The organism is Pseudoalteromonas sp. R3, from assembly GCF_004014715.1.
In the GTDB taxonomy this organism is placed as follows: domain Bacteria; phylum Pseudomonadota; class Gammaproteobacteria; order Enterobacterales; family Alteromonadaceae; genus Pseudoalteromonas.
This window is the reverse complement of record NZ_CP034835.1, coordinates 4,132,165-4,155,375: the sequence shown is the minus strand read 5'-3', so window position 1 is coordinate 4,155,375 and position 23,211 is coordinate 4,132,165. Positions and strand designations below refer to the sequence as shown.

Genomic DNA, 23,211 nt, shown 5'->3' with positions numbered 1-23,211 from the left:
GTATTCATCAAATCGTGTCAGTGAGAAACAATTTGCCACTGATTGAATGTGTTCAAGACGTATTATTGCGATAAAGATTTAGCAACTGATGCGCGCATGTTCATATGCTCAGGTCGTTTTGGGCAATCATCACAGTAGCCCTTAACCGGATGTTCGTGCATCAGGCAGCAATCGCCCCGTACACGTATGGCACCCACATCAAAGCCTTTCTGATGGGCTTTAAACAAGGGGTTGCGCTTACCACGCCATTGCTGAGTGTGTAACAGCCAGTGCACATCCTGATTTAACTGGGCCGGGTTGGGCAGGTGCTCAGCAATCGTTTTACTGAGATGGTTCAGGCGATACACCAGGCTGCTCCACAGTACGCGCTCCGCAATACCAAACTGTTCGTTCAGATAGTGGTGTAGAGGCGCAAAGTGCTCGAATATCAGCGCATGGTATCTGCTATCAGTATCGCCTGAGAGTGGACTGATTTCTCCGCAATGCGCCAGCATGAGTCGCTGGCTTGTCAGGCACAGTCTTACTGAGTGGGTACTCAGCGGTAAAGGGCGCATCAGCAGACTATGACTCAGTAACACAGATGGCATCACTCTGATGGTATACAACATATGCCAGATAGACGCCTGTGCCCGTCCAGCGGCTATTCCCTGCGAGTGTGCCCAGCCAGTGATTACTGTTGCCAGCAGTCCGCGCTCGTCTAAACACTGTGCCAGCGTCGGCTCGGACTGAGACTGAGACAGTGCCATCGCATCGCCATATTCGCTAAAGGGCCCCTGAAAAAATGGCTGCAGTGTCGGTAGCAAAAGAACCTCGATTTCACTTACTTTTTAAAAGACTTAGTTAAGACGTTTGAAGGGTGAATTTTTTTACTTCCAGATCGTCAAGCCATATAAGTAAATTCGCGTTAGCAAATGAGAGAGTCACAGTGCTTGCAAAATTGATCCAAAATACCTGGTGGCGATTCATCGCGACCGCCTTCAGTAGTATTCTGTTTGGTGTAATAAGCGTGTCTTTGGTCGCGCTTATCAACGAAATCATCAATGGCACCCAAGAGTCCCGGGCTGAGCAGTTCACCCTGTTTGCAATCCTTGCCTGTCTGGGCGTCGTGTTACAGCTGGTATCTCGTATACTGGCAGAGCAGCTCAGTGAACTCAGTCAGGCGACGGTACGTCAGCAGGTGGCGGAGCACGTTATAGGTGCCCGCTTCAGTCATGTTGAAGCACAAGGTGCCGGTAAAATAAAGTCGTGTCTGACCGAGCATAGTCTTCGGGTTGCGGAGTTTTTTCAGGGGCTGCCCAATATCCTGAGTAACGGTATGATTGTACTTGGGAGCTTTGTCTATATGGCCTGGCTGGATTGGCAGGTATTTGTTTTTGCGATGTTAACTCTGATCTTAGGCTCTGTGGGTTACAGTCTGGCGAACGCCACCGCATTCAGAAAGGTCTCTGAAGCCGCCAGTATTCAGGATGCGCTGTATGAGCAATTTGATGCGATCTATGCCGGTGCCAAAGAACTTAAACTGCATCGCGAAAAGCGTATCACCTTTTTAAATCAGGTGATTGGAGACACCATTACCCTGTTGCAAAAACGTCGGGTACAGGGCGCGAGTATTTACCATTATGCTGCATCCTGGGGTGGATTCAGTGTGTTTGCTTTCATCGGTGGCGCACTCTTTTATTTGTCAGGACAAGCCGAAGACACCGGCAAAGTGATGTCTGGTTTTGCGTTGCTTTTCTTATATATGCTCACGCCACTGGAAGTGATGCTCGGGGCTATTCCTAAAGCCGCGGCAGCAAAAGCATCGGCCAATACGATTGCCACACTGACAGAAGAAATGGCCCTGATGCCACACAGCGATCACGCCATGACCACCTTTGAGCAACTGACTCTCAAGGACATTAGCCACGGTTATTATCACGAACAAAGTGACGAAGTTTTTGCCCTTACGCCTATTAATCTGACCCTGCGCAAAGGCGAGCTGGTTTATCTGGTGGGTGGTAATGGCAGCGGTAAGACGACTTTTGCCAAGCTGCTGTGTGGCTTATATGAAGCTCAGGAAGGTCAAATCCAGGTCGACGATCAGGTACTTGAGAGTCAGCAATTTGATGATTATCGTCAGCTGTTCAGCACCGTGTTTAGTGACTTTTATCTCTTTGATCGGGTTTTGGGTTGCCAGGGCCAGGATTTAGAAGATAAAGGCAATGCCCTGATCCGCAAGCTTAATCTGCATCACAAAGTGGCGATTAAGGATGGGGCCTTTACCACCCAAAAGCTATCGCAAGGCCAGCGTAAACGTCTGGCGCTGGTCGTGGCATATATGGAAGACAGACCCTTCTATATCTTTGATGAGTGGGCCGCTGATCAGGATCCGGTCTTTAAAGAGGTATTCTATCGTGAGTTGCTGCCGGAGCTCAGCGCTCAGGGCAAAACCGTACTGGTGATCACCCATGATGACAAGTATTTTGCTCTGGCTGATCGGTTACTTAAAATGGACAACGGGTGTCTCAGTGAAGCGGTTCAGGTGGCGCCCGAGACGCCAGCAAAGCACACTGAGCCGGCTTAAACGTCAGCGCGCAAACAGCATTCGGTCAGCACCAGTTCATCATTGTATTGGAAATACACGCTGACCCGAGTGCCTTGCGGCAGAGTTTCATGCAGCGTTTCTGTGAGTGTAAAGAATAACTGATTATCGCTGTATTCCATCAGGCATGCCGCTTCAAACCCAAAAAAGCGTTGTACCACCGGGTAGAGCGCTTTATAGATGCTTTCTTTGGCGGAGAAAATCAGGGTCAACGGACAGGTATGCGCCTGGCCCAGCCGTTCGAATGCCGGTTGCTCTGCTTTTGCCAGGATCTGTGTCTGGAGCTCCTGCTCCTGCTTGAGTGACATCTTTCTTTCCAGATCAATTCCCAATCCCAGTATTGCAGGATCGTCACAGACCATGGCCATCGCCAGCTCCCGGGTGTGAGTGATGGTACCCTGAATGCCCACAGGCCAAATCGGCGCGCGACTTTCTGCGCTGGCTATGATGGTATGTGGCAGTCCCAATGCTTTTAGTGCCTGACTGGCACAGTGTCGCCCGGCCAGATATTCGGCCTTGCGTTTGGCTACGGCGCGGCTGAGCTTAGCGGGCAGTGGTTGTGCGAAAGTCGCAAAATCGCTGTCCTGATAGTCTCCAATGCGAAAAGCACAGCTGTGGCTGGTAAATGGCAGCTGGGGTGTAAATAGCTCGGTTGATGTTAACGACATACGACTCCCTCAATTAGTGGCAGTCATATTACCGATATAGGGAAAGGTTGCAAGCAGCTGCAGGCTACAAAGTATACCCGATGTTATTAGCGTTGAGGCTGCTGTGGATTGATCACGCAGGGCACAGCAGACAACACCTGATACTTTTTCGTTCTGGGATAATACAAGACACACTGCTCAGCACGTTTTTGCAGCTCGAAGCCGGTCACAGCGCCTTCTTTGCTCCCCAATATCGGTTGCCCAGAAGGATCCAGACTGTTGCCTCTTTCCAGCAACAGCGTTGATTGCTGCATAAAGACATTATGCGCCAGTCGGGGCGCGGTGCCGCCCTTAAGGGCGACAATGGCGTCTTGAATTTCACGGATCATGGCCGGTGTGGTTTGTTCAATTAACGCCGCATACACAGGGGCTGCTTTTGAGTATTGGCAGCCACACAGTAGTGCTGTGAGTAAGGTTACAAACCACCCCGAACATTTCATGATCACTGACCTCGCAACGTTGCGTGAATGGCACCGTCACGCAATGGCTTAAATGGCAGAGTGACAGCATGACTGGTGTCGGCATCTCCCGGTCTCGCTGAAGCGCCTTGCGGGGCGTCGTTAAATAAGCAGCTTCCGGTTGCACTGTGATGTAAAGCCGTGGCTAGCAGACGTTCATTTTTGTCACCCAGGGCGTTGCTAAAATCATCATTAACGCGACAGCCCGGTACCCTGGCATCCAGTCCTGCCTCACCGCTTATCTGGCTTGCTGGCGTTGGAGTAAAGCCATCTGCATAGTCTCCAAAGCCTTTTTCATTGGCAGACTTGGACTGAATGGTGTAATACACCATGCCACAGTTAGGCGCAGGTAAGAAGCCGTAGGGTTTACCGCGCGTCGTGGTACCTATCTGAATGACCTCTACATCTATACCACGCAGGCCATTGATGACCATTTCACTGGCTGATGCGGTATCATCGGTAGTGAGTACATACACTCTGGAAAGATTCAGAGTAGGTAAAGTCGTGTCGTTGAGAAATATCTCCTGGGTCCAGTCTATCTGGCGGGGCTCAAAGGTATAGATACGATTATTGCCCTGGCGCTTAGCATTGTAGGTGGTCACACCGAAATTTCGGTCCAGCGAGCTATCGCCTGCAATCATATAGCCCAGCTGCGCGGCACTGTGGATCAAGCCCCCGCCATTATAGCGCATATCCAGCACCAACTCGCTAACCCCGTCTGTGATAAAGTCATTGAAAGCCTTGATCAGAGCACCCTGAGCACTGGCAATAAACTGATTAAACTGTACATAGCCGACTCGTTTTCCACCGTGATCAATGTACTTCGCATTTTGTACCGGGGAAAGTGCAAAATCGATGGCGGTCATTTCGGCTGATTTCTCATCGCCCTGAACAGAACGAAAGACAAACGTGTGGGCTTTCGTTTCTGTGGGAAACAGAGCCTCATTGAGTTGTGCCACTTCGTCGCTGTTGATGAAATCAAGGCCATCAATACTCAGCAGGCTATCACCGCGTACGAGTCCGCTTTGCGCTGCCGGTGAATTGGGTTCAACGTAGGCAATGGTAAAATTACGTGGTGGTGCAGTTTCTATTGCAGCCCAGCGGATCCCATAACTGGTGGTTACACCTGACTGACTTTCTTTTGATAGCTTTCGTAGGTTTCTGAGTAGTGAAACTGATCCTTTAACGACCCATCAGGATTACGTTGTGTGGTTTTGAGTTGTACGAAGTACTCAGCAACGGTGTTAAAGTCCTGCGGGTTATTGTCGGGCAGCTCGTCATACCAAAGATAGGTTTCATGGCTGAATGAGCGCAACCACATTTTTTCGTGCATCACAGTGCCAGCTTTGTCAGGGTAAGGCTGATCATTATTGTATTTATCGGTCCCCGAGCGCGGATTGGCACAGAAGTTAATGAAGTTACTGGCTGGTGCAAATACACCTGCCTGCCAACTCGGTGCTGTGCTGCCGTCTGTGCTATTACCGCCATTACTATTGGTGTCAGTGGGGGTTGTTACGTTACCGGTATTGTTGCCAGCCCCGCTTTCGGTACCGCCACCACCGCACCCTGAAAGTGCGCCAGTGGTCAAAGCCAATCCGATGGCAAGGTATAAGCTACTGAATTGCTTCATGGTTCTATCCTGTTTAGTCATTGCACTAAAAACTATCAATACTGTTTCTACAATACAATATAAAGACCGGATTGATTGTTAATTAATGTCAACGGCAGCACAATTCATAAGTGTAGGACAGCGACATCAAAATAAAAGTTCAACCTCGCGAACGACGGCGCCGCCAGGGCGGGGATTGCAACAGTAACAGCATGCCGCTGAGACAAAAAAACACGCTAGTGACTGCAAACGTAATCAGTAGTGGGTTGTTGAAGTCATCACGCTCGTCGTAATCCATAATGTGTAGCATCCAGAAAAAGTCAAAAATACGCCACAGCGTACTTCTTACGGTGATCACTTGGCCGCTGTTGGCATCCAGATACAGGGTGGTACTCAGGGTGTCGGCAAAGATGACCTGCCAGACTTGTGGTCGATACTGAACTTCTCGTGGTCCCCGGGCAAGTTGCTGTGCAGATTCAATTGCGCTGTCGCCCAGATAATGGGCGCGGGCATTGGCACGGATCTGGGTTTCGGTTGGATTGGGAAAGGGGGCGCCAGTGGCGGTGAAGTAGGTATTTTCTGCACCAGTGACAATGATCATAGGCTGCTCCAAAAAATGACTCAAGGTCAGTGTCTTGAATTGATCAACCCGGTGTGCCAGTTGGTCTAAATCGGCCGGATAGTCGGCGAGCGTGAAAGGGTTATCCAGATTACGCTTGGCGAGGTGTTTACCATGTACCATTTCCAAAGGGATCGCGCTCATCACCAGGCCACCGAGCAGCCAGGCAAAAAGCTGTAATGCCAGCAGATAGCCGGCCAGCTTGTGAAATTGTCGGATGGGTTTAAAGCTGGATTTATTCATAGTGCTGTTTTTTCGTCAAAATTGCTGATAGCTTATGAGAATTCGCGTAAAATCCATAGTGACATATTGTCGCACCTGCCAATCGTTTGTGTTCTGGCGCTTGAACATGGCTCAGGTCTGGCAGCGAACTACTCAAAAAGAAACAAGGTAAATGCCCCGTCATGTCTGAAATCCAGTTTTTAAATGTCGACTTAGAGTTAGAATCCAAGCAGGATATTTCTGCCCTGGTTGCAGATCTTAAGAAGAACGCGGTGGTACTGCACTATGATCAGGACGAGTATCGCCAACTGGCGAGAATAGAAGCCAGTGCCCAGGTGACGAGCCCGGATAAAGCCATCAATCACCTGTGCGAATTAATAGAGTCATGCTCTAAGGCTGCGCTAAAGCAGTGGCTGGGGTGTTCTAAGCGGACCTTTGACATCGGTTTTAGCTGCGGCGAACAGCCTAAATGTTACTCTCAGGCACTGCATGTCGATACGCTATTACGCATCTCGGCTATTGGTGCCGGAATGGAGATCACCCTATATCCAGCCGAGAAGTAATCACTTCTATTGAGCCTCTCACTGCTCATTGAGTGGATCAGCGCGGTAAATCGCACTGATCCATGCTGATGTTGCTACCTCGCCATTATTCCCTAACCCATTATTTCCTAACCTATTATTTCCTAACCCATAATAGTGACTGAATCCAAATAGAGTCATCACTCTTGTTACCAACTAGATCTAATAAGTGTTCTTTTTTTAACATAAAAAGCTTATGTAAAACAAATGTTTGTGTATTTTTGTTAAATAATTTGTGTAAATTTTATATTAATTTGTTGATAATTTGATTTTCGTGTTTTATCTTGATTTGGCACACGAGAGGTGGCTTCCCATGGTTTAGGTGAGGCCAGAACAGGATTATTTCTGGAGAATTATAACAATGAAACGCATATCTCAGATGACCTTATCTGCACTGGCCCTGAGCCTGAGTGCAGCAGCAAGCGCAACCGCAGCCCCGCTTGATACCGTGAATAACCTGGCAGCACCGCTGGCACAAATTGACCGCTTTAATCCACAGGCCTTTCAGGTAAGTGACATTAAGAAAGTGATGGCGAAATCTCTGGCCCAAGAGTTGTCAAGCCAGGGGTCGCGTTGGCAGTCAACATTGGCAAGCCAGTCACGCCTGACTGTACAGGACATGCAGGTATCGCAACAGGCGCAGTCACTGATCGGCCAGGCCAGCACACAGACCCGGGTACTGAAAGGATTGCCGCAAAGTGATAGTAACTTGTATCAACTGCGCCTGGCTTCTGCTGACATGCTGAGCCAATGGCAGGAAGGCGAAGAGCCGCTGATCGCGTTTGCTCCTAAAGGGGATGATAAAACCTGGATCCACGTAGAGGCTTATGACAGTGAAGGCCAATTGCATCTGCTGGATGCACAGCAAATGCCGCAGCGTCCTGTGCTTGTTTTGGAGCTTGATCAGCAGCAGGTACGTCGCGAAGGTCTGGCCGTGATGCAAGACATCTTTAGCAGCGCCAGACAGACACAAGGCGCTGAACGCTTATCTCGCGATATGCTGCAAACGAACCAGATGAATATACAGTCTGAGGCCATTTCGACCAGCGTTTTGAAACGTATTCGTCTTAACAATGATCAGGAACCTTGGGTGCTGGGTAAAGCGGAAGTATATGGCATTGTCACCGGGGTAAGCCCATCACGCGATGAGCCAGTTCTGGATATTGTTGATATGCCCTATCTGGACCATGACGGCACTGACTATACACCGAATCAAATCCTTATCCACTGGGAGCGTTATCGCTGGCAAGCGGCTGATGTATTGCTCATGGAGCAGGATGACAACACCAACTACAAAGACTTAGCGACGACTTTCCTGGATATCGTCACTCAGGTCATGCGTACTATCCCGGATCCCAATGTACAGGGTTATGCGATTATTCCTCAGCTTACCAATCAGCTGATCAAAGCGATGCCAGATCACTGGTTCAGCAATGATGACGACTATGTTGATGTGTTTTATACCTTGTTTGAGGGCCAGAACTATAGCGGGTATATGGGCGCCAGCAATAATGCAAAAATCACATTATCTCCCTTAACCATAGAGCCAAGATAACAGCCAGTGGCCAGCCCATTGTCTTAGCTTATTAGCTCACAACCCGTTGAGTAGGTTACGGTCTAACGGACTAGACCGGTTTTTTATTCTGCAGCGAGCCTCTCCCTTTTAGGGTGCAGGCTTGCTTTGTCTTTCCGTCTAAAGCATGTGGGCAAATCACATGCGGCACCACCCGCCGGACTTTAAGCTTCCACACCCACTCAGCTGCATTTTTAACCACAGCTTTAGCCAAGATTCCGTTTTATTTAGCTTTATCAGCGCTGCCCCTGGATGAAGCGGCGCAGCAGAAGCTGGAAACCATGACGCCCAGCTGCGCGAATCTGATTGAGGCAATCTCCTTTTATTTTGAGACTCTGGAACAGTCAGAGGCCCTGATTGCTTTTCAGGAAGTGATCTTGTTTAAGTGTGAATATACCGATGAGTTCAGTGCGTTACTTAAACGAGATAAGGATGATCTCGAGAAAGCCCGTGATATTTTTACTGCGTTTATTACTGACATAGACGAAAGCCAGTGGCTGGATACGCGCCCTGATACCGCGCATATCGGAGCGGTGAGTCAAACGCTGCTCAATGCTTTGGTGGGGGCTCTGTTTCAATGACTTACAACCCACCAGGGTATTTTGTCTCATACCGTGACCCAGGCGGTCAGGATGATTTTGCGCGGTGGTGGATTAAAAGTCGATATATAAAATAAAGAAGGCAGACCTGTGAGGGTAAACCTGTAAAGGTGAACCACAGTCTGCCTTTTTGGTTTGGCTCAGCCACAGCCTTGTGCGCTGAACCTTTTTTACCTATAGAGTGATGTGAATTACCAGATCTGCTCTACAAACTCAGGGTGATCCACAAACGGGTTGCGGTTGCCCTGGAACTGATAGGCACCTTCGTTGCGGGCACGCTCCAGTGCATCAACCGGATCGGCCTGATGCCAGCGTTTGAGCATAGCAACCACCCAGGCCTCAAAGACCTGATCACTGCTGCCATTGAGTACCGCATCGCTGTAGCTGGAATTGTTCTGCCAGCCACTAATACGATCCTGATAGCGGGTAGCCATGTAGAAGTAGGCGCGGGCAAAGTCGCCCTTGAACTGATCGATAGGCTCAAACACCGTACCGCTGTAACCTATGCCCGAGGCGCTGCCCACTTTACTGCCGTTGCTTGAGACATAAGTACTGCTGCCGACTTCGCCAAAGGGGAAGCTGCTGCGGCGGTTATTTACATAGCCGTCGGAGGCGAAGATATGGTGAATGTCTGAATTCATAGGTTCAATTTTGCCACCAAACCAGCTTTTCGGGAATGAATGCTCACGGTTGTAGCAATCGCCCTCAACGCGGGCGGTGCCACACTGATCGCCTACCGCAGTAAACTCGTGACTGTCCGTACCGGTTGGCTTTTCAGAGTAGCGGTCCAGCACTGTGCCATTGTTCTCAAAGTAGCGATCGCGCTCGTATTGATCAATGAACGACCAGATAGCACCATAACCCTGATTATTATGGCTGGCAATGATGTTGTGCAGCGCCGTTTTCAGGGCATAACCCGATAAACCTGCCGCAGCACTGTAGTAACCTGTCGGTGTATCGCCACCACCATCGCCACCGCCATTATCCGTTCCCAGCGTGAAACTGTGCGAAGCCGATGAAGTAAACTGACTGCCCGACGCTATCGTCCCTGAAGGACCGTTCAGGCTATATGAACCGTTTCCATAACTGCAACAAATGCCGTCACCATAGCTGTCAGATATCGTAAAAGTGTATGAGCCGTCAGTTAAGCACAGGTTTTCAGTGTAGTTTTGACTGGCACCATAATTCTTACCACTGGCAACAGTCGTATTTGACGCATTTTTAATGACCCAGCTGGTTTCCTCACCGTACTTGTCTGTGGTCAGGTTGAAGGTCAGCGCATTGGCCTGGCAGGTTCCACCGGTTGGCGGTGGTGTACCTGTGGTGCCGCTGGGCTGGAAGTTATCAACATAGACGGTTTCATTGCCGTCAAATCCGCTGACATCATAAAAACGCAGACCCACCGTGATTTGGCCATTGCTGGTGGCCGTATAATCATGGCTCAGTTGTTGCCATTGGTTTAACTGTTGTGGATCCGAATAATTGTGATAACCGTCAGCGACCAGACGAGCCCTGACGCCGCCTTCAGTGTGATAAACCCAGGTACTGAAAGTGTAGGTCTTACCGGCCTCAACCGTGACGGTTTGTGCCAGATCTGTATTCCCCTGCGTTGTAGTCAGTACATTGACGGCGGCAGCCGTTTGTCCGCTGTGAACGCGATTCTGCTCGGTAGTCAATGAGATACCCGAATCAATGGTGGTCCAGTTGCTGGGCTTACCCAGCTGCCATTGTTCGAAATCTCCGTTGTCTACCTGTCCCCATGCCATGGTACTGAGCAGGCTTAACGCACTGCCAGCCAGGCCCATAGTCAGGCACAAAGGCCCTTTTCTTGTAATCATTTTATTATTCCCGTGTTCTATTTTTTATTTAATATTGTTGTTTGGTTGTAAAAAACCGAGTGGGAGTTTAAAGGAGTTTTGTTACATTGTCGTTAACTTTTTAATTGTATAAATCGGTACAATGATTTTTAATCTGTTTTATTTGGAGTTTTTGAATATCCATAACCAAATGGAATAACAAAGCAGATACTGTTCTTTTTGTCGCGCAGTGAGTTGCGTATCCTGCATGCTAAGAAAATGACCGAATTGCATGTCTGTGCTGTGGAGCCGCAGGCAGTTCGGCGGGGCAAGCTATATAAGGGTTATGGGGAAACAATCATCATGTTGTTAAGTCAACTCAGTGCCGCGGCCAGTCCGCTGACACAAGAACAACTGCAAAAATTACAGGGGTTAGTGGCGGAGCTTAATCCGATCCAGCAGGCCTGGGTCAGTGGTTATCTGGCTGCCAATGCCAACACTGCCGCGCTCGCGGGGACTTTAGGACAGGCACCTGCGGCTGCTTCAGAGGCCGCGCCTTTGACTATTTTATATGGCTCTCAGACGGGCAATGCCAAAGGTGTTGCGGCGCAACTAGAGAGTGCGGCGAAGGCACGTGGTTTGCAAACCAAGTTGGTCAATATGGCTGATTACAAACCTTCAGCCCTGAAAAAAGAACAGTTTCTTGCCGTTGCGGTCTCAACGTATGGTGAGGGTGAACCCCCTGAAGATGCTGAGACGTTACACGCCTTTTTGGCTGGCAAAAAAGCCCCTAAACTGGACGGCGTTAAAATCGCAGTGCTGGGCCTTGGCGACTCAAGCTATGAGTTCTTTTGTCAGACGGCCATTGATTTCGAAGAGCGCTTGCAAAAGCTGGGTGCGGAGTCCGTGGTTGCGCGCGCTGATCTGGACGTGGACTATGAAGATCAGGCAACTGCCTGGATTGACAGTGCATTAGATGCCTTTGAACCTGCGCTTAAGGCACAGCAGGCAGACGGCGGTGCCAATGTAGTAGCCATGCCATTGGCAACGGCCGGTGCGCATGCCAGCCAGTACACTAAGCAAAACCCGTTCAGCGCAGAAATCTCTGTGGTACAGAAGATCACTGGCCGTAACTCGACCAAAGATGTTCGCCACGTCGAAATTTCACTCGAAGGGTCAGACATTCAATATCAGCCGGGTGATTCACTGGGCGTTTTTTTCCTCAATGATGAGCAGCGTGTGGACGAGGTTATCGGCCTGCTTGGTCTTGAAGGCGACAGCGAAGTGACTTTGGGCACTGAGACGCTGACACTGCGCACTGCCTTGATTGAAAAGCTTGAGCTGACTCAGTCTTACCCAGGCTTTGTCGAAAAGTATGCGGCTGCAACGAATAACGCAGAGCTGAGTACACTGGCCGGTGACAAAGCCGCGCTGCGTGAGTATATCGAAGCGCGTCAGATCTTCGATATCATCAAGCAACAGCCGGGAACACTCAGTGCGCAGGCGCTGGTTGACAGCTGTCGTAAGATCCAGCCACGTTTATACTCCATCGCGTCGAGTCAGGCCGAAGTGGAAGAAGAAGTGCATCTGACTGTGGGTCTGGTGGAGTTTGAGGCCTTTGGTGAAACCCATCAGGGTGGTTGCTCTGGTTTCCTGGCGCATCGCGTTGAGGAAGGCACGCAAGTTAAAGTGTTTAGTGAGCATAACGACAATTTCCGTTTGCCAGCAGACGACAATACCCCCGTGATCATGGTTGGTCCGGGTACCGGGATTGCGCCATTCCGCGCCTTCTTGCAAGAGCGCGAGGCACGCGATGCTGAGGGCGACAACTGGTTATTCTTCGGTAACCCACACTTTACTCAGGATTTCCTGTATCAGGTTGAATTACAAAAGTACGTGAAATCGGGCGTACTGAATCGCATTGATCTGGCCTTTAGCCGCGATCAGGCAGAAAAAATCTACGTTCAGGACCGTTTACGCGAAAAGGGTCAGGACGTGTATACATGGTTGCAAAATGGTGCGCACTTTTATGTGTGTGGAGACGCCAGCCGTATGGCCAAGGACGTTCATCAGGCATTAGTAGACATCGTTAAGCAGTATGCAGGTAAGAGCGACGAGGAAGCTGAAGAGTATCTCAAAGAGCTACGCAGCGCGGGTCGCTATCAAAAAGACGTGTACTAATCCTGCGGGATTAGTCAGTACACACCGTCACAGTGTAAGAATTTAGGAATAAAGATGAGCAATAGCGATTACAAACCCAACAGTAAGCTCGACCCGAACGCCAAACTGTCTGATAACGAGCGTTTGAAAACTCAGAGCAACCTGCTGCGTGGCACCATTACGAATGATTTGGGCGATCAATTAACGGGTGGCTTTACCGCCGACAACTTCCAGTTGATCCGTTTCCACGGTATGTATCAGCAGGATGACCGCGATATTCGTGCCGAGCGTATCAAGCAAAAGCTGGAGCCGATGCACAATGTGATGTTACGTGCGCGGATGCCGGGCGGGATCATCAAGCCACACCAGTGGTTGGCGATCGACAAGTTTGCTGAAGAAAAAACTGAGTATGGCAGTATTCGTTTGACCACACGTCAGACTTTCCAGTTTCACGGTGTGCTCAAGCCACATATTAAAGAAATGCACCTGACGCTGAACGATGTGGGTATCGACTCCATCGCCACCGCGGGTGACGTAAACCGAAACGTACTGTGTACCACAAACCCTGTTGAGTCTGAACTACACCAGGAAGCTTACGAGTGGGCGGCACGTATTTCTGAGCACTTGCTGCCAAAAACCCGTGCCTACGCCGAGATTTGGTTAAACGGTGAAAAACAGGAAACCACCGAAGAAGAGCCGGTGCTAGGTAGTACTTACTTACCGCGTAAATTCAAAACCACAGTGACTATTCCGCCGAATAACGAAGTGGATGTGCACGCTAATGACCTGAACTTTGTGGCCATTGCCGAAGACGGCAAGCTGGTCGGCTTCAACGTCCTGGTGGGAGGTGGTCTGGCCATGACTCATGGTGATGTGAACACTTACCCACGTAAGGCAGATGACTTTGGCTTTATCAGCCTGGACGACACGCTGGCGGTGGCTGAGCATGTGGTTGGCGTACAGCGTGACTGGGGTAACCGTGCGAATCGTAAAAACGCGAAAACCAAGTATACCCTGGATACCTTTGGCACCGATGCGTTTAAAGCGGAAGTCGAAAAACGTGCCGGTGTGACCTTTGCACCGAGCCGTCCGTATGAATTCACCCATCGTGGCGACCGTATTGGCTGGGTTGAAGGCATTGATGGTAAGCACCACCTGACGGTGTTTATTCAAAGTGGCCGGATTTTGGATTACCCGGGCAAGCCGCTGAAAACCGGTTGTCGCAAGATTGCCGAGATCCATCAGGGCGATTTCCGTATGACGGCAAATCAGAACCTGATCATCGCAGGCGTGCCTGCTGAGCAAAAGGCTGAAATTGAGCAGCTGGCCCGTGAACACGGCCTGATCGATGATGCGCACACCGAGCAGCGTAAAAACTCGATGGCCTGTGTGTCTTTGCCAACGTGCCCATTGGCCATGGCGGAAGCTGAGCGTTACTTACCTGATCTGATTGAAAAAACCGAAGCGATCCTGGCCAAACATGAGATTGCCGACGACGACATTATTTTGCGTGTTGTCGGTTGTCCAAACGGCTGTGGCCGCGCCATGTTGGCAGAGATTGGCTTCGTGGGTAAAGGTCCGGGCAAATATAACGTGTATCTGGGCGGTAACCGTGCCGGGACGCGGATCCCGAAACTGTATCTGGAAAATGTCGGTGAAGAGGTATACCTGCCGGCACTGGACGAGTTGATTGGCCAGTGGGCCAAAGAGCGTCAGCCGGATGAATGTTTTGGTGACTTTGTGATCCGTAAGGAAATTGTGGCTGAAGTTAAGGTATCTAAAACCGACTTCCATGCATAATAAAGTGGGCGCTCGGCGCCCCTGACCACAGCTTTGAGCGGTGGTGGAATACTGGGAATGAGTAATGAGTGACTTTAAACAAATCCTGACACTGGATAAGGCCTCACAGCAGGCATTATTGAATGATGCCAACGGTATGCTGGCGCAAAAAAGTGTTGAAGAGCGCGTGATCTGGGCACTGGAAAATCTGCCAGAGAACCCGATATTATCGTCTAGTTTTGGTATTCAGGCTGCGGTGATGCTGCATTTAGTAACCCGTCAGCGTCCAGATATTCCGGTGGTCCTGACGGATACCGGGTATTTGTTCCCGGAAACCTATCGTTTTATTGATGAACTGACAGAGCAACTGAACCTGAATCTGAAAGTCTATCGTGCGGTCCAGGGTCCGGCATGGCAGGAAGCCAAGTTTGGTAAACTGTGGGAGCAGGGCGAAGAGGGTATTAAGCGTTATAACACCCTGAATAAGGTAGAACCGATGACCCGGGCCTTAAAAGAGCTTCAGGCAGGCACCTGGTTCAGTGGTTTACGCCGTCAGCAGTCTTCGACTCGTGCCGACAAACAGATCCTGGAGATCAGCCGTGGGACGGTGAAGGTATATCCGATTATCGACTGGCACAACCGTGACGTCTATCAGTACCTGACCAAACATGGATTGTCTTATCACCCGTTATGGGAGCAGGGTTATGTGTCTATGGGTGATGTGCACACCACCCGTAAACTTGAGCCGGGTATGAGCGAAGAGGAAACGCGCTTCTTCGGTCTTAACCGGGAATGTGGTTTACATATTGATGGTGACGGCATTTAAGCGGCTCTGATCAGAGCACAATTACAAAAGCGGACTCGGCTATACAGCCCAGTCCGCTTTTTTGTCACTATTGAGATGCAAGCACTACACTGTGAATTACGAGGGAAAAGAGAAGGTGAGTGCGATGCGCACAATGTACAGTCTGTTTGGTCTGTTGCTGTGGCTGGTGCCAATGAGTGGTCATGGTGTTGCAATTCCCCTTCCTCCGGCAGGAGCTGAGTTGCCGGTGTTGCGTGTTGCCTTGCCTTATAATGCTTTTCCGCCTTTTGTGACCGGCGACCCCGAGCGTCCTGGTGTGCTCCCTGAGCTGCTAACCCATTTTACTCCGGATGGCGCGGCGGTGGATGTAGACTATATCCCGGAAGAGCGCTCAAAAAAACTGATCAGTCGCGACAAGATACAGGTGCGAATGGAGTCAGAGTCCTGGTACCGGGGTGACAGCCCGATGTGCTGGAGTCCAGGTTTATACTGGATAAAAGATGTGCTGATAACCCATCAGGCGGCGTCCGTGCCCGAGGGGGACTATCGGGGGTTTGTAATGTTGGGGCGCTTTGGTTATACCTATCCAACAGTTGAGCAGGCACTGTCCCGGGGAGAGCTGGAGCAAACGCTGTTTTATTCAGAGCGAGCCATTCTCGACACCTTAGCCTCTCCTGTCAGCGGTGATAAGCGCTTTGCTTTTATGAGTCTGCCTACCATTCGCTGGTTGCAGCTCAATAGTCCCAAATTTGTGAGTGCCCTTAAAGTACATCAGGTGGTCGATACAGCGGCATTACAGTTGCAGTTTAATCGCAGTGCTCTGGGGCTAAAGGGCTGCACGCAATTTCGTGATTTCTTTATGCGCTTTCGTCACTCTACCGAATATCGCTCTATACTGTTAAAGTATGGCCTCGATATAAAAGGAGTGCCGCAATGAAGTACGCAAGTTATCTGTTAATTATGGTGATGCTGGTTGGTGTGGCGTCACTGTTTGTTTTGAAGCGGCCTGACGGGCGCACCTGGCTGAGTCTGGATGATATCCTTGGCAAGGCGCAGACTCAGGCACAGCAAGTGCTGAATGAATCTAAGCAGCAACTAGACAAAGCTGTAGATATGGTCAGCAGTAAAGATGCACCGACAGCGCAGGACAAACCCGCAAAAATCTATAAATGGCAGGACGCACAGGGCAACTGGCACTATTCAGACCGTCCCAATGCACGTGGGCAGAGTGAAGAAATGACACTGGACCCCAGCAAGATCACCATTATGGCGGCGGAAAATACTGACATTCTCAAGCAGCTAAAAGAGCAGCAGGATGCCGGCCGGATCCCGAAAGATTTACCGGCAAACATGAGTCCGGCTGACATTAAAAAGTTGATCCAGGATGCACAAAACGTTGAAAAGTTAATGCAGGAGCGCAGCAAGAAGCTCGAAGGCATTTAACCTATAGTTGTGCTTCAACATACTCGGCGATCGCCAGACTGGCGGTCAGCCCGGGTGATTCAATACCAAACAGGTTGATAAGACCATTAATACTATGGTGTTGATGCCCTTCAATCACAAAGTCTTGCCCCTGATCCCGATACAACTTAGGTCTTATTCCCGCGTAGTCGGGATGCAGCCGCTCAGGGTCCAGAGCGGGCCAGTAGCTTTGTATTGCTTGCACAAAACGGGCTTTGGCCTGTGCGTCAACTTGGTAATCCAGCTTGTCAATAAACTGGGCATCGGGCCCGAACCTGAGTTGACCTGCCATGTCTAAAGTAGCATGGATCCCCAGACCATGTTGTTCAGGCATCGGGTAGATCAGGTGATTGAAGGGGTGGGGGCCTTGATAACAGAAATACTGACCACGGCATAAATGGCTTTGTGGGATCTGGTCCTTGTCAAGTCCCGTGATTCGCTGAGCATTGTCTTGTGCAAACAGGCCTCCAGCGTTGATCAGAGTATTGCAACTCAGCTCAAAGGGGGCACCGTCGCAGTTTAGCGTCAGTGCAAATCCTGACGCTGTTTTTTCCGCCGATTCAAAGCGGGTGTGACAGACCAGGTTGCCACCTGCGTGCTCAAGCTGATGGACTAAAGACAGCATCAGCTGGTGGCTGTCGACAATCCCGGTTGAAGGTGAAAACAACGCCGCACTGGTGTGCAGGCCAGGAGCCATATCCGCGATTTGTGTTTGGCTGAGAGGCGCCAGATCATGCACGCCGTTGCGCTTTGCCTGCGCCTCAATTGCAGCGAGTTTACCTTGCTCTTGCGCCGTACGAGCGAATAAAATTTTACCAAGCTGCTTAACCGGAACATGAAAGCGCTCGCAATGTGCGTACAGCAAGGCTTTACCACGGACACACAAATGTGCTTTAAGGCTGTGTTCATCATAATAGAGACCAGCATGGATCACTTCACTGTTGCGGCTACTGGTATGCTCGCCAAATTGTCCCATCTGATCGATGACCAGGACGGAGCGGGTTTGACTCAGGCGTGCCGCGATGGCCAGGCCAACGACTCCTGCGCCTATGATCACTGTATCTATATGGTCCATGGATGTGTCTGAATTAGTAACTGAAAGCAAAATTGTAGCGAAATGCCAGTACAGAGGCAAAGCCCCAGGTGATGAATTGGGCTGTAATGCAATCTGGATTAGTCTGACTTTTCTCGGCGCATTAACAAAATCGTCAGATAAATCTTAGTTGGTAATGAGCAGATCAGACCTATGGCTATGCAGGCCGCACCTAGCGCATACCCCGTGGGTCCGAGTGCCGTCAACCACTGGGCGCTCAGCAGAGTGTGCCCTGTGAAGATCAGTAACAGGCCACATACAATCACACAGTGCAGAATAATAATCAGGCGTTTTTGTTTCTTCATGATCTCAGCCTCCACAAACTGGGGTTGAGATCATTGTGATATTGTAAAGAGTAGAGCGGCTTGCGCTATATCAATTTCGGTGAGGTTAGGGCTAGCGTCGTTCTACGACTGCGGCAGTCATACGAGCGACGCAGCATAACTCATCACGCGCATTGACGATTTTCACTTCCCAGACTGAAGTACGCCGGCCAAGATGCAGGGGTCGTGCCGTGGCAGTGAGCGTCCCGTTTCGTGAGGCTTTAAGGTGATTGGCGTTAATCTCCTGTCCGACACAGTAAAAACGTTCAAAGTCGACTGCAAAATTAGCTGCATAACTGGCCACAGTTTCGGCTAAAGCAACATTGGCACCACCATGGACCATGCCTAGCGGATTATGGTGCGCTGGGGTGGCGGGCATAGTGGCAACGAGGTAGTCATCGCCAATTTCACTGATGCTGATCCCTAAGGTTTGCATCAGCGTGCCTTTTTGATGGAGTCCCTCATCCAGGGCTTGGCACTGTGCCAGTGTGATTGGGCGATACCAGATACTCACTGTGTGATCTCCTGTTTTATCCAAACGAAATGGGTTTTCTGCCCGTGACACTATCCACGTTATTCTTTTGCTTATTGCGTCGCTTTTTGCCAGATTGGGTTGGCTGCTTGCCCTTATCAGTTGCTGAATGTGCACTGGACTGGTGCGCAGGGGATGGTTTTGGCTGGCTACGCTCTGCAGGTACAGCGCCCTCTGCGAGGGTCAGCATGAATGTTTCTTCATTAAAGTAGAGGGTATCACCTGCGTACAATTTCTTGCGTTTAACCGTACACAGCTCACCATTGACGCCCACATATCCTGCGGCGATAAGTTGCTTGGCTTGCCCGCCACTTTCTGCAAAGTCTAATACTTTTAAAAGGTTACAAAGCTCAATTGGCTCTTCTTCGAGCTCGATTTCAATATAATCTTGATTCATATCACAACCCCGTTGGATGTTTTGCGACAGTATAGCGCGACGCTGCGGTGAACCACGAAACTTTTTCGATCATCGTGGTGTCTTTAATGTAATTGCAGCATTTGGTGTGTATCTTGCACGCCGATACGGAGTCGGGCGGCCATTGGTCGAGACGTTTGGCAGTGATTCGCTGCGACTTTTGTAAATTATGACAACAGGAGACATTCCATGGGGATCCGTTCTGCATTAAAAAAAGACCTGATGAATTTAGAGGCATTGGGGTTAATGACAGCAGATGATGTGCGTGGCTATCTCAACACTCAGCTCAATCAGGGCAGAGACAAGCTGACTTTGATCTCTCGATTCAATGAGCATCACAGTCAGGTCCAGGCTGGTCTACCCAGTCAGGAGAGCGATCTTAAATTTGAGCGTCACCGCTTGTTTAAAGAGATTGTGTATCCCAAAACCGCGGTGCAAAACTGGCTGACACGTAGTCACTGATGCCGAGAGTCACATTGGAACAATGGACAGGTGTCGGGCGGCTGTGGTTTACTCTGACCATAATAATAAGAACAAGGACTTTTCATGAAAGTATGGTCAGTGGCTGGGTGCTTATTTTTGAGCGCCTGTAGCAATCAGCCTTTGGTACATGTGTTTCACTCATCTTTGGACGACACAAAACAGCAGCTGTTGGTGAACCAGCTGGAACAGGCCAATATCAACTATGTATTGAATGACCTTCCCGTGCCTGTAGAGTACACCAGTGATAGTAACACTGTTCGTCTCAATCGCTTTCCGGCAGATCAAAATGATGCTCTGATCTCACAGTTGTCTGAGGTGGTACGTGGGTTGGGGTATGCCGGGCTCAATGTGCAGGACTTTAACGGCGAATATCATCGTTTCAGTGAGGGCAATTATGGTTTGTATTTTCCTGGCGATGGCTCTCAGGTGAGACTGCCTAACGTCGTACACTCGCACGACTGTGCAATGGATCCCTTTCAGATTGAACTGAGCACGAGCGGAGACTGGAACCTGACCGGGACGGCAACAAAGGGGCAGTGGCAATACATTGACCCCTATTTGACCCTGATATGGAATGATGGCCGTGGCGCGATGCAACAGGCCTATCAGATGCGCTCGCACACAGTACAGACGCGGTTTGGAGAAAAACCTGCGGTTACCTTCCAAGTGATGGGCCACCGCAGTTATGCAGCCATCCCCATTTTCAATTGTGATTTGCAGGTAATCTATGCCGATTAGCATAGTAGTCACGGTTAACTGGCAGGATTAACCGTGACTGAGCAGAGCTTTACCTTTATGGCTGGTTAGTATTATTCATACTGGCGATAAAGGCGTTGGAGTCCTCAATGGAGCGATTCATATCACTGATCAGAGATTGAATATCCCGTTTCAGGCCACTGAATTCGCCTTTGATGGCGGCGATCGCTTGTGCGTTTAGGTTGTGCTTTAAATACAATACGTTATCTTTGAGTGAATCCAGTACTGGTTGCATTTTGGCTTCGCTGGCACGCATTGAGCGTAGCAACTTGTCAAACTGACGTTGCGTTTGTCGGAGCTTTTGTTCGCTCTGGCGCTTCAGTTTGGCACTGGAGTATTGGCTCAGCTCATCCTGCCATTCAGAGAATAAGGCCTCTGCAACGTCTTCTACCTTGTCTATGTTCGTACGTACGTCCTGCGCTGCGGCTTCACTGGAGAGATAATCGTCATTGAGTTGTTGATACACACTTTGTAATTCGCCACCATCAAAATTGATCAGGGTAGTCAGACGCTCCAGTGCAGACTGAAACTCTTGTTGAGTAGCTTGTTGCGCTTCTTTGGTATTTTCTACACGGTCAACTAAGATCTCGCGCTTGTGCACCCCTACTTTTTCCCAGGCTGCGTAGTACGCGCTTTGGCAGGCGCTAAGCAGGCTCAGGCTCAAGATTATGAGGCTCGTTTTTAACACAGAATTGTTCATCGGCTTTCCTAATGCAGTTGATACATAACGGCTTATACTTAAATCTGACCCTATGAATTATGACTGGGATTGGTAAGATGTGCAAAACTCACTCTGTGAACCTGTGTAATGATGAATGAATTATGGCTACAGCGCTTGTTGTCAATGAAACAGCAAGGCAAGGCCTTTTTAAGGCGCCAGCCCGATTGGTGGTTGTGCTTCTACCAGCGCTGCCAGCAAGACCAGCTCATGATCAATGCGGGCTATCTGGCTTATGTGACCCTGCTGTCTCTGATCCCTCTGGTCGCGGTCGGGGTGGCGATCTTCAGTGCATTCCCCGGCTTTCAGGATGCCCGGGATGCCATAGAAAGTTTTATTTTTAATAATTTTGTGCCCACCTCGACAGACACCATTAAATCCCATATCAGTGCCTTTACTGGCAATGCAAATCAGATGACTGCGGTGGGGATTGGTTTTCTTACCGCCGTTGCCTTATTGCTGATCCGCAACGTCGATGCTGCGTTGAATCGTATCTGGCGGGTCGAAAAATCGCGACCTATGATGATTTCCTTTGCTATTTACTGGATGGTGCTGACGTTGGGCCCGGTATTATTGGGAGCCAGTATTGGTGTAACGTCGTATATTGTGTCATTGGTTTCTTTTGCCGATCAGGGGATCCCGGGGTTCAGCGGTTTTTTATTGAAGCTTTTGCCCTATGTTATTTCCATGGCAGGCTTTTTTATGCTCTATACTTTAGTACCAAATACACGCGTGTCTTATCAGGCAGCGATACCTGGGGCATTTTTTGCAGCTTTGCTATTTGAACTGACCAAAAAAGGCTTTGCTCTGTATATCAGCCATTTTCCCTCCTATGAGGTGATCTATGGTGCGCTGGCCACAGTGCCAATTCTGTTCGTCTGGGTTTATCTTTCCTGGATGGTGGTGCTGCTGGGTGCTGAATTTACTGCCTGTTTGTCCGAAAAGGAGTGCGAGGAACAAGACACACCACAATAAAGAGGTGTGCAATGACTCAATTGTATCGGCTGGAATCGCCACGACGCAGTTTTCATATGGCGGTGTCTCATGGACATCAAATACATGTAGAAGAGTTTGGTCTGGAGACCGGGTTGCCTGTGATTATTTGTCATGGTGGCCCGGGGAGCGGCTTATGTCGCCATTCTGCCAGTTATTTTAATCCACAACGCTATCGTATAATTTTGTTTAGTCAGCGCGGTTGTGGCCAGTCTTCCCCCCAGCAACTCACACACAACACCACAGAATACCTGCTCCAGGATATAGATAGTCTGCTGTCGTACTTAGATATCAGTCAGTGCGTACTGGCGGGTGGTTCCTGGGGGGCCACGTTAGCCCTCTTGTTTGCGCAGCGCTATCCGCAGCGCGTGCTGGGGTTGGTATTATGGGCGACCTTTTTGGGGTGCCAAAGTGATTTACAGTGGCTCTATGGGATCAGCGGTGCCGGTGCACAATTCTACCCGGAGCGTTATCAGGTTTTCAGTCAGGGACAAGGGGATTACAAAGCGATATTGTCCCGTTATACCCAGCTATTGCATTGCGATGATGAAGTGGCGGTACGCCGCGCTGCGCAGCAGTGGCATGACTGGGATCGCCAGCTTAGCGTTGGCAGCCAGGCGCAGCGTTATCAGCTGGATCATGAACAGGCCGTGGTTCAGCAAGCCCGGATTATGGTGCATTACTTTAATACCCGCTGTTTTATTGAAGAACAACAGATATTTCAACAGGCTAATAAAATCGCAAGCTTGCCTGTGTGGATGATCCATAGCCGCCATGACTATGTTTGTCGTTTTGCGATGGCTCAGGCATTGGCCGAGCAGCTTAATGCGCGTTTGCTGATCCTCGAAGAAGTTGGGCACTGCGCCACAAATGCAGTATATTCCGAAGCGATACGGCGTGCCGCCGATTTACTGTTATGTAAACTGGCGCATTAGCGCCACAGTAGAT

At 49.8% G+C, this 23,211-nt stretch carries 25 protein-coding genes and 1 pseudogene; 13 read left to right on the top strand and 13 right to left on the bottom strand.

Features of this window, described 5'->3' with window-relative positions; genetic code table 11:
• Window positions 1-62: 62 nt before the first annotated feature.
• Window positions 63-803 carry a siderophore-iron reductase FhuF gene (gene fhuF / locus ELR70_RS23350; protein ID WP_128064735.1) on the bottom strand — a complete coding sequence of 247 codons (741 nt, stop codon included), beginning with the start codon at window positions 801-803 and terminating at the stop codon, window positions 63-65.
• Between the two features lie 122 nt (window positions 804-925).
• On the opposite strand from fhuF, the gene ELR70_RS23345 reads away from it, so the two are divergent.
• Entirely contained in the window at window positions 926-2,563 is a 1,638-nt protein-coding gene (locus ELR70_RS23345) for a cyclic peptide export ABC transporter (protein ID WP_054014945.1), read from the top strand.
• Here the strand turns inward: ELR70_RS23345 and ELR70_RS23340 are convergent.
• The 6 genes and pseudogenes from ELR70_RS23340 to ELR70_RS23325 form a co-directional block, all read right to left on the bottom strand.
• Window positions 2,560-3,249, bottom strand: a complete 690-nt coding sequence (locus tag ELR70_RS23340; RefSeq protein ID WP_054014944.1) for a 4'-phosphopantetheinyl transferase superfamily protein — start codon at window positions 3,247-3,249, stop codon at window positions 2,560-2,562. The genes ELR70_RS23345 and ELR70_RS23340 overlap by 4 nt on opposite strands.
• Window positions 3,250-3,335: 86 nt before the next feature.
• Window positions 3,336-3,728, bottom strand: coding sequence for a hypothetical protein (locus ELR70_RS23335; RefSeq protein ID WP_054014943.1), 393 nt, complete (start codon window positions 3,726-3,728; stop codon window positions 3,336-3,338).
• A 2-nt stretch (window positions 3,729-3,730) separates the two neighbouring features.
• Entirely contained in the window at window positions 3,731-4,705 is a 975-nt protein-coding gene (locus ELR70_RS25615; RefSeq protein WP_241566352.1) for a S41 family peptidase, read from the bottom strand.
• Window positions 4,706-4,747: 42 nt separating this feature from the next.
• A pseudogene (locus tag ELR70_RS25610) lies at window positions 4,748-4,807 on the bottom strand (hypothetical protein); the annotation flags it as partial.
• A gap of 59 nt (window positions 4,808-4,866) precedes the next feature.
• Window positions 4,867-5,376, bottom strand: a complete 510-nt coding sequence (locus tag ELR70_RS25605) for a hypothetical protein (RefSeq protein ID WP_241566351.1) — start codon at window positions 5,374-5,376, stop codon at window positions 4,867-4,869.
• 139 nt (window positions 5,377-5,515) lie between these two features.
• On the bottom strand, window positions 5,516-6,217 hold the full coding sequence (locus ELR70_RS23325; RefSeq protein ID WP_054014941.1) for a hypothetical protein: 702 nt from the start codon (window positions 6,215-6,217) through the stop codon (window positions 5,516-5,518).
• Between the two features lie 161 nt (window positions 6,218-6,378).
• Between ELR70_RS23325 and ELR70_RS23320 the strand changes: the two genes are divergently transcribed.
• The 3 genes from ELR70_RS23320 (at window position 6,379) to ELR70_RS23310 (ending at window position 8,931) form a co-directional block, all read left to right on the top strand.
• Window positions 6,379-6,759 carry a hypothetical protein gene (locus tag ELR70_RS23320; protein ID WP_054014940.1) on the top strand — a complete coding sequence of 127 codons (381 nt, stop codon included), beginning with the start codon at window positions 6,379-6,381 and terminating at the stop codon, window positions 6,757-6,759.
• A 379-nt stretch (window positions 6,760-7,138) separates the two neighbouring features.
• Window positions 7,139-8,332 (top strand): DUF3103 family protein, encoded by a 1,194-nt coding sequence (locus tag ELR70_RS23315; RefSeq protein WP_054014939.1) that lies wholly within the window; start codon window positions 7,139-7,141, stop codon window positions 8,330-8,332.
• A 299-nt stretch (window positions 8,333-8,631) separates the two neighbouring features.
• Complete coding sequence (locus ELR70_RS23310) at window positions 8,632-8,931, top strand: hypothetical protein (protein ID WP_128064734.1); 300 nt, start codon at window positions 8,632-8,634, stop codon at window positions 8,929-8,931.
• 209 nt (window positions 8,932-9,140) lie between these two features.
• Here the strand turns inward: ELR70_RS23310 and ELR70_RS23305 are convergent, their stop codons facing one another.
• A complete protein-coding gene (locus ELR70_RS23305) occupies window positions 9,141-10,754 on the bottom strand; it encodes an endonuclease (protein ID WP_054014994.1) in 1,614 nt (537 codons plus the stop codon).
• Window positions 10,755-11,108: 354 nt separating this feature from the next.
• Between ELR70_RS23305 and ELR70_RS23300 the strand changes: the two genes are divergently transcribed.
• The 5 genes from ELR70_RS23300 to ELR70_RS23280 all read left to right on the top strand — a co-directional run bounded on the left by ELR70_RS23300 (window position 11,109) and on the right by ELR70_RS23280 (window position 16,932).
• Window positions 11,109-12,926, top strand: coding sequence for an assimilatory sulfite reductase (NADPH) flavoprotein subunit (locus ELR70_RS23300; RefSeq protein WP_054014993.1), 1,818 nt, complete (start codon window positions 11,109-11,111; stop codon window positions 12,924-12,926).
• A gap of 54 nt (window positions 12,927-12,980) precedes the next feature.
• Window positions 12,981-14,705 carry an assimilatory sulfite reductase (NADPH) hemoprotein subunit gene (gene cysI, locus ELR70_RS23295; protein WP_054014937.1) on the top strand — a complete coding sequence of 575 codons (1,725 nt, stop codon included), beginning with the start codon at window positions 12,981-12,983 and terminating at the stop codon, window positions 14,703-14,705.
• Between the two features lie 64 nt (window positions 14,706-14,769).
• Window positions 14,770-15,510 carry a phosphoadenylyl-sulfate reductase gene (locus ELR70_RS23290; protein ID WP_054014936.1) on the top strand — a complete coding sequence of 247 codons (741 nt, stop codon included), beginning with the start codon at window positions 14,770-14,772 and terminating at the stop codon, window positions 15,508-15,510.
• A 124-nt stretch (window positions 15,511-15,634) separates the two neighbouring features.
• On the top strand, window positions 15,635-16,426 hold the full coding sequence (locus ELR70_RS23285) for a hypothetical protein (RefSeq protein WP_054014935.1): 792 nt from the start codon (window positions 15,635-15,637) through the stop codon (window positions 16,424-16,426).
• Complete coding sequence (locus tag ELR70_RS23280; RefSeq protein ID WP_054014934.1) at window positions 16,423-16,932, top strand: DUF4124 domain-containing protein; 510 nt, start codon at window positions 16,423-16,425, stop codon at window positions 16,930-16,932. Before ELR70_RS23285 ends, ELR70_RS23280 begins: the two co-directional genes overlap by 4 nt.
• Before the next feature lies 1 nt (window position 16,933).
• Here ELR70_RS23280 and ELR70_RS23275 read toward each other — a convergent pair whose 3' ends face one another.
• The 4 genes from ELR70_RS23275 to ELR70_RS23260 form a co-directional block, all read right to left on the bottom strand.
• Window positions 16,934-18,025 (bottom strand): NAD(P)/FAD-dependent oxidoreductase, encoded by a 1,092-nt coding sequence (locus ELR70_RS23275; protein ID WP_054014933.1) that lies wholly within the window; start codon window positions 18,023-18,025, stop codon window positions 16,934-16,936.
• 98 nt (window positions 18,026-18,123) lie between these two features.
• Window positions 18,124-18,348 carry a hypothetical protein gene (locus ELR70_RS23270; protein WP_054014932.1) on the bottom strand — a complete coding sequence of 75 codons (225 nt, stop codon included), beginning with the start codon at window positions 18,346-18,348 and terminating at the stop codon, window positions 18,124-18,126.
• A 91-nt stretch (window positions 18,349-18,439) separates the two neighbouring features.
• The gene (locus ELR70_RS23265; RefSeq protein WP_054014931.1) at window positions 18,440-18,880 is read right to left on the bottom strand and encodes a PaaI family thioesterase; all 441 of its coding nucleotides are present in this window, start codon (window positions 18,878-18,880) and stop codon (window positions 18,440-18,442) included.
• Window positions 18,881-18,896: 16 nt separating this feature from the next.
• Window positions 18,897-19,295: an RNA-binding S4 domain-containing protein gene (locus ELR70_RS23260; RefSeq protein ID WP_054014930.1), complete on the bottom strand. Its 399-nt coding sequence runs from the start codon at window positions 19,293-19,295 to the stop codon at window positions 18,897-18,899.
• A 207-nt stretch (window positions 19,296-19,502) separates the two neighbouring features.
• Here ELR70_RS23260 and ELR70_RS23255 point away from each other — a divergent pair, with 207 nt between their 5' ends.
• Both ELR70_RS23255 and ELR70_RS23250 read left to right on the top strand, forming a co-directional pair.
• Window positions 19,503-19,775, top strand: coding sequence for a hypothetical protein (locus ELR70_RS23255; protein WP_054014929.1), 273 nt, complete (start codon window positions 19,503-19,505; stop codon window positions 19,773-19,775).
• An 84-nt stretch (window positions 19,776-19,859) separates the two neighbouring features.
• The gene (locus ELR70_RS23250) at window positions 19,860-20,534 is read left to right on the top strand and encodes a hypothetical protein (RefSeq protein WP_054014928.1); all 675 of its coding nucleotides are present in this window, start codon (window positions 19,860-19,862) and stop codon (window positions 20,532-20,534) included.
• 55 nt (window positions 20,535-20,589) lie between these two features.
• Here the strand turns inward: ELR70_RS23250 and ELR70_RS23245 are convergent, their stop codons facing one another.
• Window positions 20,590-21,252 (bottom strand): DUF2959 domain-containing protein, encoded by a 663-nt coding sequence (locus ELR70_RS23245; protein WP_054014927.1) that lies wholly within the window; start codon window positions 21,250-21,252, stop codon window positions 20,590-20,592.
• A gap of 111 nt (window positions 21,253-21,363) precedes the next feature.
• Between ELR70_RS23245 and ELR70_RS23240 the strand changes: the two genes are divergently transcribed.
• Together ELR70_RS23240 and ELR70_RS23235 are read left to right on the top strand one after the other, a co-directional pair.
• Complete coding sequence (locus ELR70_RS23240) at window positions 21,364-22,245, top strand: virulence factor BrkB family protein (protein WP_054014992.1); 882 nt, start codon at window positions 21,364-21,366, stop codon at window positions 22,243-22,245.
• Between the two features lie 11 nt (window positions 22,246-22,256).
• Complete coding sequence (locus ELR70_RS23235; RefSeq protein WP_054014926.1) at window positions 22,257-23,198, top strand: alpha/beta fold hydrolase; 942 nt, start codon at window positions 22,257-22,259, stop codon at window positions 23,196-23,198.
• Window positions 23,199-23,211: the final 13 nt, after the last annotated feature.

Coding starts and splice junctions, on each gene's coding strand:
- ELR70_RS23340 (WP_054014944.1), bottom strand. CDS start 3,249: ATGTCGTTAACATCAACCGAGCTATTTACACCCCAGCTGCCATTTACC.
- ELR70_RS23335 (WP_054014943.1), bottom strand. CDS start 3,728: ATGAAATGTTCGGGGTGGTTTGTAACCTTACTCACAGCACTACTGTGT.
- ELR70_RS25605 (WP_241566351.1), bottom strand. CDS start 5,376: ATGAAGCAATTCAGTAGCTTATACCTTGCCATCGGATTGGCTTTGACC.
- ELR70_RS23325 (WP_054014941.1), bottom strand. CDS start 6,217: ATGAATAAATCCAGCTTTAAACCCATCCGACAATTTCACAAGCTGGCC.
- ELR70_RS23320 (WP_054014940.1), top strand. CDS start 6,379: ATGTCTGAAATCCAGTTTTTAAATGTCGACTTAGAGTTAGAATCCAAG.
- ELR70_RS23315 (WP_054014939.1), top strand. CDS start 7,139: ATGAAACGCATATCTCAGATGACCTTATCTGCACTGGCCCTGAGCCTG.
- ELR70_RS23310 (WP_128064734.1), top strand. CDS start 8,632: ATGACGCCCAGCTGCGCGAATCTGATTGAGGCAATCTCCTTTTATTTT.
- ELR70_RS23305 (WP_054014994.1), bottom strand. CDS start 10,754: ATGGGCCTGGCTGGCAGTGCGTTAAGCCTGCTCAGTACCATGGCATGG.
- ELR70_RS23300 (WP_054014993.1), top strand. CDS start 11,109: ATGTTGTTAAGTCAACTCAGTGCCGCGGCCAGTCCGCTGACACAAGAA.
- cysI (WP_054014937.1), top strand. CDS start 12,981: ATGAGCAATAGCGATTACAAACCCAACAGTAAGCTCGACCCGAACGCC.
- ELR70_RS23290 (WP_054014936.1), top strand. CDS start 14,770: ATGAGTGACTTTAAACAAATCCTGACACTGGATAAGGCCTCACAGCAG.
- ELR70_RS23285 (WP_054014935.1), top strand. CDS start 15,635: ATGCGCACAATGTACAGTCTGTTTGGTCTGTTGCTGTGGCTGGTGCCA.
- ELR70_RS23280 (WP_054014934.1), top strand. CDS start 16,423: ATGAAGTACGCAAGTTATCTGTTAATTATGGTGATGCTGGTTGGTGTG.
- ELR70_RS23275 (WP_054014933.1), bottom strand. CDS start 18,025: ATGGACCATATAGATACAGTGATCATAGGCGCAGGAGTCGTTGGCCTG.
- ELR70_RS23270 (WP_054014932.1), bottom strand. CDS start 18,348: ATGAAGAAACAAAAACGCCTGATTATTATTCTGCACTGTGTGATTGTA.
- ELR70_RS23260 (WP_054014930.1), bottom strand. CDS start 19,295: ATGAATCAAGATTATATTGAAATCGAGCTCGAAGAAGAGCCAATTGAG.
- ELR70_RS23255 (WP_054014929.1), top strand. CDS start 19,503: ATGGGGATCCGTTCTGCATTAAAAAAAGACCTGATGAATTTAGAGGCA.
- ELR70_RS23250 (WP_054014928.1), top strand. CDS start 19,860: ATGAAAGTATGGTCAGTGGCTGGGTGCTTATTTTTGAGCGCCTGTAGC.
- ELR70_RS23245 (WP_054014927.1), bottom strand. CDS start 21,252: ATGAACAATTCTGTGTTAAAAACGAGCCTCATAATCTTGAGCCTGAGC.
- ELR70_RS23240 (WP_054014992.1), top strand. CDS start 21,364: ATGAATGAATTATGGCTACAGCGCTTGTTGTCAATGAAACAGCAAGGC.
- ELR70_RS23235 (WP_054014926.1), top strand. CDS start 22,257: ATGACTCAATTGTATCGGCTGGAATCGCCACGACGCAGTTTTCATATG.